Source organism: Micromonospora echinospora (genome assembly GCF_900091495.1).
Classification (GTDB): domain Bacteria; phylum Actinomycetota; class Actinomycetes; order Mycobacteriales; family Micromonosporaceae; genus Micromonospora; species Micromonospora echinospora.
In genome coordinates this window covers 5,585,759-5,602,639 of sequence record NZ_LT607413.1, presented here as the reverse complement: position 1 = coordinate 5,602,639, position 16,881 = coordinate 5,585,759, and the positions used below count along the sequence as shown (strand labels likewise).

2 protein-coding genes (1 of these 2 running past the window's edge) are annotated in these 16,881 nt (G+C 75.5%); both read right to left on the bottom strand.

Going from position 1 to position 16,881, the window contains the following annotated elements:
* Positions 1–31 precede the first annotated feature (31 nt).
* Complete coding sequence (locus GA0070618_RS24430; RefSeq protein ID WP_088983706.1) at positions 32–10,267, bottom strand: type I polyketide synthase; 10,236 nt, start codon at positions 10,265–10,267, stop codon at positions 32–34.
* 354 nt (positions 10,268–10,621) lie between these two features.
* Positions 10,622–16,881 carry the final stretch of a type I polyketide synthase gene (locus GA0070618_RS24425; protein WP_088983705.1) on the bottom strand. It continues 23,593 nt past the right edge of the window, so 6,260 of the gene's 29,853 nt are visible here — the last part of the coding sequence; its start codon lies off the right edge, out of view — the gene reads right to left on this strand; it ends in the stop codon at positions 10,622–10,624.

The following is a 16,881-nucleotide window of genomic DNA, read 5'->3' as shown; positions in this document are numbered from 1 at the left end:
GTATCGTGGTCAGAGGTCCGGAACATCCGGGTCAGGCCATTCCGAGCTCGTCGTCGAGGAGGTTGAACAGCTCCTCGGCGCTGGCGGTGCTGAGGTTGCCGTCACCCGTGGCGGTGTCGTCGGCCGCGCCCTCGGCGTACGTCCACACCGACAGCAGCTCGCGCAGCCGGGCGGCGACGGCGGTGCGGTCGGTGTCGTCGGCGGCGACCGCCCGCATCGCGGTCTCCAGCTTGTTCAGCTCGCCGAGCACGGAGAGCGCGGTGGTGGTCCGCTCGGCGAGCAACGCGCCGCGCAGGTGGGCGACCATCGCACCGGTGGTCGGCCGGTCGTAGATCAGGGTGGACGGCAGGCGCAGCCCGGTGGCGGCGGTGAGCCGGTTGCGGAACTCCACCGCGGTCAACGAGTCGAAGCCCAGCTCCACGAAGCCCTTCTCCTCGTCGATGTCGCGGATCGAGGAGTAGCCGAGCACCGCCGCCGCGTGGGTGCGGACCAGGTCGGACAGCACCCGGTCCCGTTCCCCCTCCGGGGTGGCGGCGAGGGTGTCGCGCAGCGCGGACGCCGCGTCGGCCGCCGGCGTCGCCACGGCCGGGGCGGCCCCGGCCGGGCGGACCAGGCCGTGCAGCAGCCGGGGCAGCGCCGGACCGAGCCGGCCGAGCAGCCCGTGGTCCAGGCTGACCGGTACGACCACCGGGTCGTCGAAGCGCATCCCCTCGCTGAACAGCTCCATGCCCTCGTCGGCGCCGAGCGGGTGGAAACCGGCCCGGCTCATCCGCTGCTCGTCGACGTGCCCCTGCGGTCCGCCGGGCTCGTCGGGGTTGGCCCACGGCCCCCACGCCATCGAGGTGACGGCCAGTCCGTTCGCCCGACGGTGGTGGGCGAGCGCGTCGAGGAAGGCGTTCGCGGCGGCGTGGTTGGCCTGGCCGGGGCCGCCGAACAGGCCGGACGCGGAGGAGAACAGCACGAACGCGGCGAGGTCGAGCTTCTCGGTCAGCTCGTGCAGGTGCCAGGCGGCGTCCACCTTCGGCCCGAGGACGGTGTCGAACCGGGCCGGGGTGAGGGCCGGCAGCACCCCGTCATCGAGGATGCCGGCGGCGTGCACGACGCCGACCAGCGGCCGGTCGGCGGGGATCTCGTCGAGGAGCACGGCGAGGGCGTTCCGGTCGGTGACGTCGGCGGCGACGACCTGGGCGGTGGCGCCGAGCCCGGTCAGCTCGGTGACCAGGTCCGCCGCGCCGGGAGCGTCGGCTCCGCTGCGGCTGACCAGCAGCAGTCGGGGCACCCCGTGTCGGGTGACCAGGTGCCGGGCGACCAGCCGGCCGATGACGCCGAACGCACCGGTGACCAGGACGGTGCCGGTGGACAGGTCGGGTGCCGGCCGGTCCTGCGGCGGCGGCCCGACCCGGACCAGCCGGGGCACCCGTGGCTGCCCGGCCCGGACGGCGAGTTGCGGCTCACCGGTGGCCAGCGCCGCCGGCAGCGCGACCGCCGAGCGGGGGTCGTCGTCGAGGTCGAGCAGCACGAACCGGCCCGGGTTCTCCGACTGGGCGGACCGGACGAGGCCCCACGCCGTGGCGGCGGGCAGGTCGGCGGGGCGTTCGTCGCCGGCCACGCAGACCGCGCCCCGGGTGACGACCACCAGGCGGGCGTCCGCCAGCGCCTCCCGGGTGAGCCAGTTCTGCGCCAGCGCCAGGGTCTCGTGGCTGACCAGGTGCGCGGCCCGGGCGATGCTCGGCTCGTCGGCGCGGCGTCCCGCGCAGGTGGCGACCACGGCGTCCGGCACGGCCGCCCCGGCGGCCACGGCCGCGGTGAGTTCGTCCAGGTCCCGGTACGCCTCGATGCCCGGCCACCCCTCGGCGTCACCGAGTACGGCGATGCGGGCCGGCCGGTCCGTTCCCGGCTCGGGGGCGATCCAGTCGAGTCGGTGCAGGGACCGGTTGGCGGCGCGGCGGGCCGCGTCGAGCTGGTCGGCGCTGATCGGCCGCAGGACCAGGGCGTCGAGGGAGGCGACGGGCGTGCCGCCGGTGTCGGTGACGGTCGCCGCCACCGATCCCTCGGTCGCGGTGAGCCGTACCCGCAGTTCGCGGGCCCGGGTGGGTTGGACGGCCAGTCCCGTCCAGGAGAACGGCAGTCCGGGCTGTGCGGCGCCGGACCCGGCCGGGGTGTCCCCGGTCCGGCCGAGGGCGCTGGCGCCGATGGCGTGCAGGGCGGCGTCGAGCAGCGCCGGGTGCACCGAGAACCCGGCGGTGTCGGTGGCGGCCGGGTCGGCGTCGAGGGCCACCTCGGCCAGGATGTCGTCGCCGTGCCGCCAGGCCGCCCGCAGCGCCCGGAAGACGGGGCCGTAGTGGTAGCCCTGCTCGGCGAGGTGCGGGTAGAGCGTGTCCAGCGGGATCGGCTCGGCGTCGGCGGGGGGCCAGACGCCGCCCGCTGCCACGGTCACCGGCCGGGTGGGGGCGAGCAGGCCGGTGGCGTGGCGCTGCCACTGCCGGACCGTCCCGGGCCGGTCGGTGCCGTCGTCGACGTACGAGTGGACGGCCACCGGCCGGCAGCCGTCGGGGTCGGCCGGGCCGACGCGGACCCGCAGGTCGACGCCGCCGGTCTGCGGGACGACGAGCGGCGCCTCCAGCACGAGTTCCGTCACGTGGGCGGTGTCCATGGTCCGACCGCTCCAGGACGCCAGCTCGACCAGGGCGGTGCCGGGCAGCAGGACGGTGCCGAGCACGGCGTGGTCGGCCAGCCACGGGTGGGTGGCCAGCGAGATCCGCCCGGTGAGCAGCAGGCCGTCGTCGCCGGGCAGGTCGGCCATGGCGCTGAGCAGCGGGTGGTCCACCGCGTCGAGGCCCACCGACGGTAGCCCGGCCCGACCGGTCCCGCCGCGTGCGAGCCAGTACCGGTCCCGCGCGAACGGGTAGGTGGGCAGGTCGACGGTCGGTGCCGGCGGGAGGACCCTCGTCCAGTCGACGGGCAGGCCGAGGACGTGGGCAGTCGCCAGACTGGTCAACAGCCGCGCCGGGTCGTCGTCGCCCCGACGCAGGGTCCCCAGCGTGTGACCGGCGGACCCGGCATCCTCCAGGATCGCCGCGATCGGCATCGTCAACACCGGATGCGCCGACACCTCCACGAACACGGTGTGCCCCGCCTCGACCGCCGTCCGCACCGCGGCGTCGAACCGCACCGGATTCCGCAGGTTCTCGTACCAGTACGACCCGTCCATCACCGTCGGGTCCGCCCACTCACCGGTCAGGGTGGACACCAGCGGCGTGTGCCCCGGCATGGGGGCAAGGCCCGCCAGGTCCGCCAGCATCCGCTCGCGAACCTGCTCCACGGCCGGGGAGTGCGACGCGTAGTTGAACCGGATCGGCCGCGCCCGCACCCCCTCGACCTGGAACTCCTCCACCAGCGCGGCCACCTGCTCCGGCGGACCGGAAACCACCACCGTCGCCGGCCCGTTCACCACCCCCACCACCACCTCGGGACGATCGACCAGCCGCGCCGCGACCTCGTCGGCGGGCAGATCCACCGCCGCCATCGCCCCGGTCCCCGCGAGCCCAGCCAGAGCCCGGGCACGCAGAATCACAGCCTTCGCCGCGTCCTCCAACGACAGGACACCCGCCACACACGCCGCCGCGATCTCACCCTGCGAATGACCGATCACGAGCCGGGGAACCACCCCCGCCTGCCGCCACACCTCGGCGAGGGCGACACCCACCGCGAACAGAACCGGCTGCAACACCTCCACCCGGTCCAACCACGACTCGTCATCACCCGTCAACACAGACACGATGTCCACATCCAGGAACGGCGCGAACACCCGCTGACACTCGGCCAACCGCGCGTCGAACACCGGACACCGGCCCACCAGGCCGGCCGCCATCCGCACCGACTGACCACCCTGCCCCGGGAACACGAACACCACCCCGGACCCGATCTCGCCGGCCGAGCCCGTCACCACGTTCCGCACCGACGAGTCCGCGGCCAGGGCGTCGAGGCCGGAGAGCAGTTCCTCGGTGCTCGTCCCGAGCACGGTGGCGCGTTGCTCCAGCGCGGCCCGGGTGGTGGCCAGCGACCACGCCACGGCGGCCAGGTCGAGCCCGTCGTGTTCGCGGACGTGCCGGGCGAGTCGTTCCGCCTGGTCACGGAGGGCCGCAGCCGACCGGGCGGACAGCGACCACGGCAGCGGCCCCGCGCCGACCAGCCCTGCGGCGGGCGGGTCGGCGGGCACCTCGGGCGCCGGCTCCTCCGCCGGCTGCTCGACGATGACGTGCGCGTTGGTGCCGGAGATACCGAACGACGACACCGCCGCCCGACGCGGCCGACCCACCACCGGCCACGCACGCGCCTCGGTCACCAACTCCACCGCACCCGCCGACCAATCGATATGCGGCGACGGCTCATCCACATGCAACGACGCCGGCACCACACCATGCCGCATCGCCAGCACCACCTTGATCACCCCGGCGACCCCGGCGGCGGCCTGCGCATGCCCGATATTCGACTTAATCGACCCCAACAACAGCGGGCCGGCGTCGCCCCGGTCCTGCCCGTACGTCGCCAACAACGCCTGCGCCTCGATCGGATCACCCAGCGTCGTACCCGTACCGTGCGCCTCCACCACGTCCACATCGGCAGTCGAGAGCCGGGCCGAGGCGAGAGCCGCCCGGATCACCCGCTGCTGCGACGGGCCGTTCGGCGCGGTCAACCCGTTCGACGCGCCGTCCTGGTTCACCGCCGACCCACGCAGGACGGCGAGAACCCGGTGACCGTTACGCCGCGCGTCGGAGAGCCGCTCCACCAGCAGCATGCCCACACCCTCGGACCAGCCGGTCCCGTCCGCCGACGCGGCGAACGACTTGCACCGACCGTCGCCGGCCAGACCGCCCTGGCGGGAGAACTCGGCGAAGGTGTCCGGGGTTGCCATCACCGCGACGCCGCCGGCGAGGGCGAGGTCGCACTCGCCCCGGCGCAGCGCCTCGCCGGCCAGGTGCAGGGCCACCAGCGACGACGAGCAGGCGGTGTCCACGGTCACCGCCGGCCCCTCCAGGCCGAGGGTGTACGCCACCCGGCCGGAGATGATGCTGTGCGCCCCGCCGGTCATCAGATAGCCCTCGGTGCCCTCCGGCACCTCGGTCAGCCCGGTCCCGTAGCCGGAGGTGGACGCGCCGACGTACACGCCGGTGCGGCTGCCCCGCAGGCCGGTGGGGTCGAGCCCGGCCCGCTCCAGGACCTCCCAGGACGCCTCCAGGGTGAGCCGCTGCTGCGGGTCCATGGCCAGCGCCTCGCGCGGGGAGATCCCGAAGAACGCCGGGTCGAAGCCGGTCGCCTCGTAGAGGAAGCCGCCGGCCGGGGCGTAGCCGCTGCCGGGGGCAGGGACGTCCCACCCCCGGTCGGTGGGGAACGGACCGATGGCGTCGACCCGGTCGGCGACCAACCGCCACAGCTCCTCGGGGCTGCCGGCGTTGCCGGGATAGCGGCAGGCCATCCCGACGATCGCGATCGGCTCGTCGACATCGGCGACGACCGGGAGCGCGGCGGGGGCTTCGGCGGGCGCGCCGAACGCCGTCTCCCGCAGGTGCCGGGCCAGGTCGGCCGGGGTGGGGTGGTCGAAGACCAGGGTGGACGGCAGTCGCAGCCCGGTCGCCTCGTTCAGCTTGGTACGGAAGTCCACGGCGGTGAGCGAGTCGAAGCCGAGGTCCTTGAACGGTCGGCCGCGCAGGTCGTCCGGGGTGGCATGGCCGAGCACCCGGGCGGTCTGCTCGTTGACGATCCGCAGCAGCGCGCGTTCCTGGTCGGCCTCGGACAGCTCGGCCAACGGGCGCAGCGCCTCGGTCATGCCGGCCGGCGCGGCGGCGGTCTGCGCCTCGGCCTCGACGAGGGCCCGCACCTGCGGCAGCTCGGCGAGGAACGGGCTGGGCCGGGTCAGGGTGAACGCCGGGTGGAAGCGGCTCCAGTCGACGTCGGCGACGGTGACGCAGGGGGTGGGCCGCTGCGTCGCCCGGTCCAGGGCGACCAGGGCACGCTGCGGGTCGATGGTGGGCAGGCCCATCCGGTGGAGCTGCTCGGTGGCGGTGTTCTTGGCGGCCATGCCGTCGGCCCCGCCCCAGGCGGTCCAGGCGACGGCGGTGGCCGCGAGTCCCCGGTCCCGGCGGTTGACGGCGAGCGCGTCGAGTAGCGAGTTGCCGGCACCGTACGCGCACTGGCCGGCGCTGCCCCAGACGCCGGAGATGGAGGAGAACAGCAGGAACGCGGTGAGCGGCCGGTCGGCGAGGCACTCGTCGAGGTGCAGCGCGCCGAGCACCTTGCCGGCGACGACGGTCGAGAACTCGTCGAGGGTGGTGCCGGTGAGCGGCGTGAGCTGGTCGGTGCCGGCGGCGTGCACCACCGCGGTCAGGTCGGGCAGCGAGTCCAGCAGCCCCGCGACGGCCTGCCGGTCGGTCACGTCGCAGGCGGCGGCGGTGACCCGCCCGTCGGCGCCGTACTCGGCCAGGAGCCCGGCCAGGCCGGGAGCGGCGGCACCACGCCGGCCGACCAGGACGACCTGTCGGGCGCCCCGCTCCAGCAGCCAGCGGGTGACGTGCCCGGCGAGGGCCCCGGTACCGCCGGTGACCAGGACCGTGGCGTCGGTCCACGGGTCGTCCGCCGTCCGCTGCACGGCGGGGGCCGGGGCGAGCCGGCGGCCCCACACGCCGCCCGCGCGGACGGCGACCTGGTCCTCACCGCTGCCACCCGCGAGGACGGCCGCGAGCCGGCGCAGCACGGCCTCGTCGACGCACGCCGGCAGGTCCACCAGGCCACCCCAGCGGTGCGGCTGTTCCACGGCGGCAGCGCGACCGAGACCCCACACCAGGGTCTGCAACGGGTCGGTGACCCGGTCGGCGGGGCCGGCCTTGACCGCGCCACTGGTGAGGCACCAGACGGGGGCGGCCAGGTCCAGGTCGGTCAGGGCCTGGAGCAGCACCAGGGTGGTGGCGGCGGCGACGCTCACGCCGGGGTGCGCGGTGAGCAGCCGGTCCTGCCCGGCGACGACGTGCAGCACGCCGGCGACGGGCTGGTCGCCGGTCGTGGCGCGCAGCCGGTCGGCCAGCGCCGCCCGGTCCAGGTCGTTCGCGTCGACCCGCAGCAGCGTCGGCTCGTCGCCGGCCGCCCGGAACAGGCCGACCAGGTCGTCCTCCCACGCGGGCGTGCCGTCCGCCGGCAGCACCAGCAACCAGCGGCCGGCCGGCCGGTCACCGTCGGCGACCGTCACCGGCTTCCACACGACCTGGTACGACCAGTCGTCCGCCACCGAGCGGTCCTGCCGGTTACGACGCCAGGAGGCGAGCACGGGCAGCGCGGGCAGCAGGGCGTCCACGGGGTCGGTGTCGCCGCCCGGGGCGGTGCCGAGCTGGTCGCGCAGCGCCTCGACGTCGGCCTGTTCCACGGCGGCCCAGAACTCGGCGTCCGCGCCGGTGCCCGTACCGGTCGGGGCGGGCGGCGGCTCGGGCCAGAACCGCTGGCGGTGGAAGGCGTACCCGGGGAGCCGGACCCGGCGGGGGTCCGCGCCGGTGAACAGCTCCCGCCAGCCGACGGCGACCCCCGCCACGTGCAGCTCGGCGAGGGCGGTGAACAGGGACAGCGGCTCGGGTCGGTCCCGGCGCAGCAGCGCCACGGCGGTGGCGTCCGCGCCGACGATCTCCCGGGTCAGCGCGCTCAGCACGCCGCTCGGGCCGACCTCCAGGAACGTGCCGACGCCGAGGGCGCGCGCCCGCTGGACGCCGTCGGCGAAGCGGACCGCCTCGCGGACGTGCCGCACCCAGTAGTCGGGGCTGCGGATCTCCTCGGCGTCGACCGGCGCGCCGGTCAGGTTGGACACGATCGGCAGGGTCGGTGGCTGGAAGGTCAGCCGGGCCAGTTCGGCCCGGAAGTCGGCCAGCATCGGCTCCATGAGCGGGCTGTGGAAGGCGTGGCTGACGGTCAGCCGCGTGGTGCGTACGCCACGGTCGGCGCAGCGGCGGTCGACCTCGGCGACGGCGTCGGCGGCACCGGAGACCACCACGGCGGCGGGCCCGTTCACCGCGGCGACGCCGATCGGGCCGTCCACCTCGGCGAGTACGGCCTCGACGTCGGCGAGGCCGGCGGCGACCGAGAGCATCGCCCCACCGGTCGGCAGGGCCTGCATGAGCCGGCCCCGGGCGGCGACCAGCGCGGCGGCGTCGGCGAGGGTGAGCACCCCCGCGACGTGGGCGGCGACGACCTCGCCGATGGAGTGACCCAGCAGCACGTCCGGGGTGACCCCCCAGGATTCCAGCAGCCGGTACAGGGCGACCTCGACGGCGAAGAGCCCGGCCTGGGTCCAGAGCGTCTGGTCGAGCAGGTCGGCGTCCTCGCTGCCCGGTTCGGCGGCGAGGACCGGGGCGAGCGGGCGGGGCAGGTGCGGGTCGAGCGCGGCGCAGGTCTCGGCGAGCGCGCGGGCGAAGACCGGGAACACCCCCAGCTCCCGGCCCATGCCGGCGCGCTGGGCGCCCTGGCCGGAGAAGAGGAAGGCCAGCTGCCCGCCGCGTGGCCCGGCACCGACGACCGGGCCGGCGGCGGTGCCGCCGTCGGCGAGGGCCCGCAGGTCCCGGGACAGGTCGGCGCGGTCGGCGGCGAGGACGACCGCCCGGTGTTCCAGGGCACCCCGGGTCGTGACGGACGACCAGCCGAGGTCGACCAGCTCGGCGGCGTCGGCTTCGGTGTCCAGCCAGTCGGCCCAGCGCCGCGCCTGCGCGGCCAGTCCGTCGGCGTCACGGGCGGAGAGCAGCACGGGCACCAGTCCGGCGTTCGTCACCGGGGCCGGTCCGGTCGCGACCTCCGGCGCGGCCTGCTCGGTCGGACCGTCGGCCCCCTCGGCGGCAGGGGCCGGGGTCGGCTCGGGCGCCTCCTCGATGATCACGTGGGCGTTGGTGCCGCTCATGCCGAACGAGGACACGCCGGCGCGGCGCGGCTGTTCACCGCGCGGCCAGGGCAGTGCCTCGGTCAGCAGCGACACCGCGCCCGCCGTCCAGTCGACGTGCGGGGTGGGCTCGTCGACGTGCAGGGTCGCCGGGAGCAGGCCGTGCTGGAGGGCCAGCACCATCTTGATCACTCCGGCGACACCGGCGGCGGCCTGGGTGTGCCCGATGTTCGACTTGACCGAGCCGAGCCGCAGTGGCCGGTCCGCCGGCCGCCCCTGCCCGTACGTGGCGAGCAGGGCGGTGGCCTCGATGGGGTCGCCGAGGTTGGTGCCGGTGCCGTGCGCCTCCACCGCGTCGACCTGTTCCGGGGCGAGCCGGGCGCTGGCCAGGGCCTGGAGCACCACCCGCTGCTGGGAGGGCCCGTTGGGGGCGGTCAGCCCGTTGGACGCGCCGTCCTGGTTGACCGCGCTGCCGCGCACCACGGCGAGGACGGGGTGGCCGTTACGGCGGGCGTCGGAGAGCCGCTCGACCAGCAGCACGGCGACGCCCTCACCCCACGCGGTCCCGTCGGCGGCCCCGGCGAACGCCTTGACCCGCCCGTCGGCGGCGAGCCCCCGCTGACGGCTGAAGCCGACGAAGGCGGCGGGGGTGGACATGACGGTAGCGCCGCCGGCCAGCGCGAGGGAGCACTCGCCCTGCCGCAGGGCGTGGCAGGCGAGGTGCAGCGCGACCAGGGACGACGAGCAGGCCGTGTCGACGGAGACGGCGGGGCCCTCGACGCCGAGCACGTACGAGATCCGACCGGAGACGACGCTGGCGGCGGTGCCGGTGAGGACGTACCCCTCGACGCCGGGCGGGGGCGACTGGAGCAGCGCGGCGTAGTCCTGGCCGGTGGTGCTGGCGAAGACACCGACCTGGTGGCCGCGCAGGGTCGACGGGTCGATGCCGGCGTGCTCGAACGCCTCCCACGAGGTCTCCAGCAGCAGCCGCTGCTGCGGGTCCATGCCCAGCGCCTCGCGCGGTGAGATACCGAAGAAGCCGGGGTCGAACTCGGTGGCCGAGTCGAGGAAGCCACCCTGCCCGACGTACGAGGTCCCGGGGTGGTCGGGGTCGGGGTGGATCAGCCGCTCCAGGTCCCAGCCCCGGTCGGTCGGGAAGTCGGAGACGGCGTCACGGCCGTCGGCCACCAGTCGCCACAGGTCCTCGGGCGACCGCACCCCGCCGGGGAAACGGCAGCCGATGCCGACGATGGCGATCGGCTCCCGGTTCGCCGCCTCCAGCTCCCCGAGCTTCCGCCGAGTCTGGTGGAGATCTGCGGTAACCCATTTCAGGTATTCCCGGAGAGTGTCTTCAGTCGCCATTAGCGCCACCTTTTCGGGCCGCAAAAAAGCGACCCGATGCCGTCTACAGACGCCTCAAGCCGCGACACCACAGCCCATTCAGCCCGACCACGAATTGCAGATAACCCAACAGCGTCGAAGCGCCGACCGCGCCCTACTTACCGGAGGAAGGTATTGGTCGGCCGGTGACGGTCACAACCCCTAGGCTGCCCCTACGGCCGCCCCTAGCGCAAACGGCCGTTCAAACGGCCCCAGGCTGGCCGGGGGCCGCCCGGTCAGGAGCGGGTCCGGCGGCTCGGCGGAGCGGGTCGCGGTGACCGTGACGGTCACCGCGACCCGCTCCGCCGACGCCTGTCGACAATGATCGGCGACAGGTCAGAAAACGCCGCCGACATTGCCGCCGGGGCCGCCGAGCTCCCGGTGGATGAAATCGAACAACTCGGCGTCGCTGGCCCCGTCGAGGGTGGGCACGGCCGGCGCCTCGACCGGGGTGGCCCGGTCGTCGCCCCAGCGGGCGAGGAATGCCTGCATCTGCACCAGCAGTTTCTGCCGGGTCAGCGGATCCGGTGCGCTGGCGGCGAAGAGGCCGTCCAGTTTCTCCAGTTCCGACAGCAGACCGGCGGTGGCGGCGACCCCGTCCTCCACCACCAGGGTCCGCAGGTGCCGGGCAAGCGCCAGCGGGGTCGGGTAGTCGAAGACCACACTGGCCGGCAGGGTGACCCCGGTGGCCGCCCGGAGCCGGTTGCGCAGCTCCACCGCGGTCATCGAGTCGAAGCCGACCTCCCGGAACGCGCGGGCCGGGCCGAGGTCCCCGGTGTCCGGGTGGCCGAGCACCGCCGCGGCCTGGGTGGACACCAGCTCGACCAGGACGCTGTCCCGTTCGACGTCGGACAGGGGCCGGAGCCGCTCGCGCAGCTCCTCCGCCGCCCCGCCGTCCGCCGGCTCCGCGCTGTGCAGGTCGCGCAGCGCGTCCCGGGCCTCGGGGATCTCGGCGAACAGCGGCCGGGCCCGTACGGCGGCGACCGCCGGCACGAACCGGTCCCACCGCACGTCGGCGACCACCACCTGGGTGCCGGCGACGGCGGCCTGCCGCAGCGCGGCGGTGGCCAGGTCCGGTGCCATGCCGGGCAGGCCGCGCCGGCTGAGCTGCTCCAGGTCGGCGTCGGTGAGACCGTCGGCCCAGGGTCCGAACGCCACCGACGTCGCCGGCAACCCGGCCCGCCGCCGGTTCGCCGCGACGACCTGGAGGAGCGCGTCACCAGCCGCCTGGCCGGCCCGCCCGCCCGAGCCCCACACACCCGAGGTGGAGGAGCAGAGCACCAGCGTCCCGAGGGACTGGTTCTCCGGTTCGTCGACGTACCGGGGGATGTCGCCGATGGTGGCGGCCAGGTCGGCGGCGAGGCCCGCGAGGGTCAGCTCCGCCAGCGGTACGGTGCCGGTGTCCGCCGGCACGTGCAGCAGCGCGGTCACCGGGCGACCGTCGGCGGCGAGCTGGTCCATCCGGTCGGTCAGCTTCCGGCCGGCCGGCTGGTCCAGTGGCACCACGGTCACGCCCTGCCGTTCCAGCCAGCCGGCGGCGTGCCGGGCGACCACGCCCGCCCCACCGGTCACCAGGACGGTGCCCTGCGGCGTCCAGCCACCGTCCGTACCGCCGGTCGGGCCGGCGTCGCGGACCAGCCGCCGGACGTACGCACCCGAGGCTCGGACGGCGAGCTGGTCCTCTTCCTCGGTGTTGGTGAGCGCGGCGACCAGCGCGGCACCGAGGTCCCCGGTGACCGTGCCGGGCAGGTCGACGAGGCCGCCCACATGCCGGGGGTGTTCCAGGGCCGCGGTCAGGCCGAGGCCCCAACTGGTGGCCTGCCACGGCCGGCCGGCCGGCTCGTCGTCGGTGGCGACCGCACCGGTCGTGGCGAGCCACAGCGGCACCGGCGTGGCGACCTCCCGGCCGACGTGCGCCTGGAGCAGCAGCAGGTTCGCCGCGAGCCCGGACGGCAGGGCGTCCTGGCCCGGGTGTGGTGCCTCGTCCAGGGCGAGCAGGGAGAGCAGCCCGGTCGGCTGGTGCTCCGCGCACGCTCGGGCCAGGTCGGTGGCGAGCCCGTCCCGGTCGGCGGTGGACGGGTCCACCGTCAACAGGTGCACGGTGGCCCCACCGGCGCGCAGCGCGTCGGCGATCGTCCCGGCCGCCGGCCGTCGCGGAGCGACGACCAGCCAGGTGCCCGGTTGGCCGGCGGTGAGCCGCTGGGGCCGCCAGGTCACCCGGTACCGCCAGCCGCCGATCGTGCCGTCGGTGTGCTGCCGGCGTCGCCACGAGTCCAGTTCCGGCAGCAGGTCCTTCAGCGGCTGGTTGGCGTCGATGCCGAGCCGGTCCAGGTCGCCGTCGGTGACCGCCCGCCAGAACGCGGTGTCGGCGGCGTCGGTGCCGCCGGTCAGCGGCCTGGTCAGGGTGGGCCAGTACCGCTGTGGCTGGAACGCGTACGTGGGCAGTTCCGGCAGGTCACGTGGGGCGGGCCGGGGGCCGGCGAGCGGTGTCAGCACCGCCGCCCAGTCGACGTCCCGGCCGCCGGTGTACCGGGTGGCCACGGCGGTGAGCAGCGCCGTCACCTCCGGCACACCGGTGCGCTGGGTCGCCAGGGTGGTGGCGTCGCCGGGCAGCAGGTCCGCGTTCATGGCGGTGAGCACGGCACCCGGGCCGACCTCGACGAACGTGTCGGCGCCCACCTCCCGCAGGGCTCGCACCCCGTCGGCGTACCGGACCGCCTCGCGGACGTGCCGCACCCAGTAGTCCGGGGTCCGCAGTTCGTCGGCGGCGGCGATCGCGCCGGTCAGGTTCGACACCACCGGCAGCAACGGCGCGGCGAAGCTCAGCCCCGCCAACACCGCCCGGAACTCGTCGAGCATCGGCTCCATCAACGGACTGTGGAACGCGTGACTCACCGCCAACCGACGGGTACGCACACCCCGATCCCGCCAGGCCGCCTCGACCTCGTCCAACACCTCGACCGCACCGGAGACGACCACCGCGCTCGGGCCGTTGACGGCGGCGATCCCGACCCGGTCGGACAGCCCCTCGATCGAGGCCGCCACCTCGGCCTCCGACGCGGCCACCGCCAGCATCCCACCACCGGACGGCAACGCCTGCATCAACCGACCCCGCGCCGCCACCAGGCCACACGCATCCGCCAGCGACAACACCCCCGCCACGTACGCGGCAGTGATCTCACCGACCGAGTGCCCGCCGACGAAGTCGGGAACGATCCCGAACGACTCCACCAGACGGAACAACGCCACCTCGACCGCGAACAACCCGGCCTGCGTGAACACCGTCTGATCCAACAACTCGGCCTCGGGCGACCCTGCCTCCGCGAACAGGACCGGCCGCAACGGCTGCGGCAGCAACGGATCCAGCTGGACGCACACCTCGTCCAACGCGGCAGCGAACACCGGGAACGTCGCGTACAACTCCCGACCCATCCCCGCGCGCTGCGCACCCTGACCGGAGAAGAGGACGGCGGTGCCGCCCGTCGTGGCCGGGAGAGCCGGGACGAGCGCGGGGTGCTCACCGCCGGTGGCGAGGGCACGCAGCGCCGTCAGCCGGGTCTCCGGGTCGGCGGCGACGACCACCGCCCGCTGGGCCAGGTGGGCCCGCCCCTCGACCAGGGTCCAGGCCACCGCCGGATCGTCGGGCCGGTCCTCCGCCCCGCGACCGGGGTCGCCGAGCCGCCGGACCAACCGGTCGGCCTGGTCCCGGAGTCCGGCCGCCGTCGCGGCGGAGACCGGCCACGGCAGCACCTCGACGCCGGTCGCCGACCGGTCGGCGGTGTCCGTGGTCACGGACCGGTCGGCCCCGTCGACCGTCGACGGTCCGTCGACCGGCTCGGCGGGATCCACGGCCGGCGCCTGTTCGAGGATCACGTGGGCGTTGGTGCCGCTGATGCCGAACGACGAGACACCGGCCCGGCGGAGACGACCGTCGGTCTCCCACGGGCGCGCCTCGGTGAGCAGCGCCAGCGGGCCCGACGCCCAGTCCACGTGCGGAGACGGCTCGTCGACGTGCAGGGTCGCCGGAAGCGTCCCGTGCCGCAGCGCGAGCACCATCTTGATCAGGCTGGCCACGCCCGCTGCGGCCTGGGTGTGGCCGATGTTCGACTTCACCGAACCCAGCCAGAGCGGCCGGTCGGCGGGGCGGTCCGGTCCGTACGCGGCCATCAGCGCCTGCGCCTCGATGGGGTCACCGAGGGTGGTGCCGGTGCCGTGCGCCTCGATGGCGTCGATGTCGCCCGGGGTCAACCCGGCGTTGGCGAGGGCGTGCCGGATGACGCGCTGCTGCGCCGGCCCGTTCGGGGCGGTCAGCCCGTTGGACGCACCGTCCTGGTTGACGGCGCTGCCCCGCACCACGGCGAGGACGCGCCGGCCCTCCCGTTGCGCGTCGGAGAGCCGTTGCAGCAGCAGGACGCCGACGCCCTCACCCCAGCCGGTGCCGTCGGCGCTCGCGGCGAACGCCTTGACCCGCCCGTCGGCGGCCAGGCCACGCTGCCGGGAGAACTCCAGGAACGCCCCCGGCGTCGACATCACGGTCACCCCGCCGGCCAGGGCGAGGTCGCACTCGCCGGAGCGCAGCGCCTGGGCGGCCAGGTGCAGGGCGACCAGCGACGACGAGCACGCGGTGTCCACGGTGACCGCCGGGCCGTGCAGCCCGAACGAGTACGCCAGCCGACCGGAGACCACCGACGCGCCGTTGCCGGTGGCCTGGTAGCCCTCCACCTCGGACCGGGCACCCAGCAGCAGGGTCGCGTAGTCCTGTCCGTTGGTGCCCATGAACACGCCGGTGGCGGAGCCCCGGACCCGCTGCGGGTCGACACCGGCCCGCTCGAACGCCTCCCAGGTGGTGTGCAGCAGCAACCGCTGCTGCGGGTCCATCGCGAGGGCCTCCCGGGGGTTGATCCCGAAGAACGCCGCGTCGAAGTCGGCGACGTCGTCGAGGAAGGCCCCGCTGCGGGCGTAGCTGGTGCCCACCCGCTCCGGGTCCGAGTCGAAGAGGGTTTCGAGGTCCCAGCCCCGGTCGGTGGGCATCGGCGTCACCGCGTCCACCCCGTCGACCAGCAACTGCCACAACTCCTGCGGCGAGGACACCCCGCCGGGGAAACGGCAGGCCATCGACACGATGGCGATCGGCTCGTCGGCTGCCGGCCGGACCACGGCCACGCCGGCCGCCGGCCCGTCGCCGGCCACGCCGGCCACCAGTTCGGTACGCAGGAAACGGGCCAGCTCCGCCGACGACGGGTGGTCGAAGACCACGGTCGACGGCAGGGTCACGCCGGTGGCCCGGCCCAGCCGGTCCCGCAGCTGCACGGCGGCGAGGGAGTCGAAGCCGAGTTCCCGGAACGCCCGTCCGGCCGGCACCTGGTCGGCGGAGCTGTGGCCGAGCACCGCCGCCGCTTCCGCGCGGACCAGGTCGACCAGGAGGGTCTCCTGTCCGGTGGCCGGCAGCGCGGCGAGTCGGGTCCGCAGCCCCTCGGTGGCGGCGTCGGCTTCCGGCCGCTCCGGTCGCACCGCGACGGCCGGGGCGACCCGGTCGAAGAGGTGGCTCGGTCGGGCCGCGGTGAACGCCGCGACGAACCGGGACCAGTCCACGTCGGCGACGACCGGCGCCGCCTCGGCGGCGTTCACCCAGCGGCCGAGCGCCGCGACGGCGGCGTCGGGCGCGAGCGGGGTGAAGCCCCGGCGGCGCAGGCCCTCGGCGGTCTCCCCGGCAGCCATGCCGTCCTCCGCCCACGGCCCGTAGGCGAGGGCGGTGGCGGGGAGGCCAGCCGCCCGACGGGCGGCGACGAGGGCGTCGAGCAGGGCGTTGCCGGCCGCGTAGCCGGCCTGCCCGCCGCCGCCCCAGACCCCGGCCACCGAGGAGAAGACGACGAACGCGTCGAGGTCCCGGTCACGGCACGCGGTGTCCAGGTGCAGGGCGCCGAGAACCTTGCCGGCCAGCGTCGCCGACAGGTCGGCGTCGGTCAGCTCGTACGCCGGGGTGGTCCCGCCGGACGCGCCGGCGGTGTGCACCACGGCGGTCAGCGCCGGCAGCCCGGCGACCAGCTCGGTGACCGACTCGGCGTCGGCGACGTCGCAGGCGACCACCCGTACGGTGCCGTGCGCGGCCAACTCGTCGACCAGGTCGGTCGCGCCCGGGGCGTCGGGGCCACGGCGGGAGGCGAGCACCACCTCGGCGGCGCCGTTGACCAGCAGCCAGCGGGCCACCCGTCGGCCCAGCGCACCCGTGCCACCGGTGACCAGCACGGTGCCCGAGGGCCGCCAGCCCGTTCCGGCCGGCGGCGCGGCCGGGACCAACCGGCGACCGAAGACACCGTTGCGGCGGACGGCCACCTGGTCCATGGTGCCGTCGGCGAGCACCGCGACGAGCGCGGCGCGGGTGGTCCGGTCGGCGCGGGCCGGCAGGTCGACCAGACCGCCCCAACGGTCCGGCTGCTCCAGGGCGACGGCACGGCCGAGGCCCCAGGTCAGTGCCGCCCAGGGGTCGCCGGCCGGTCCACCCGGCGCGACCGGCATGGCGGCCCGGCTGAGCGCCCACACCCGGCCCGGCAGGCCGGTGTCGGTCAGCGCCTGGACGAGGGTGAGCAGCACCGCCG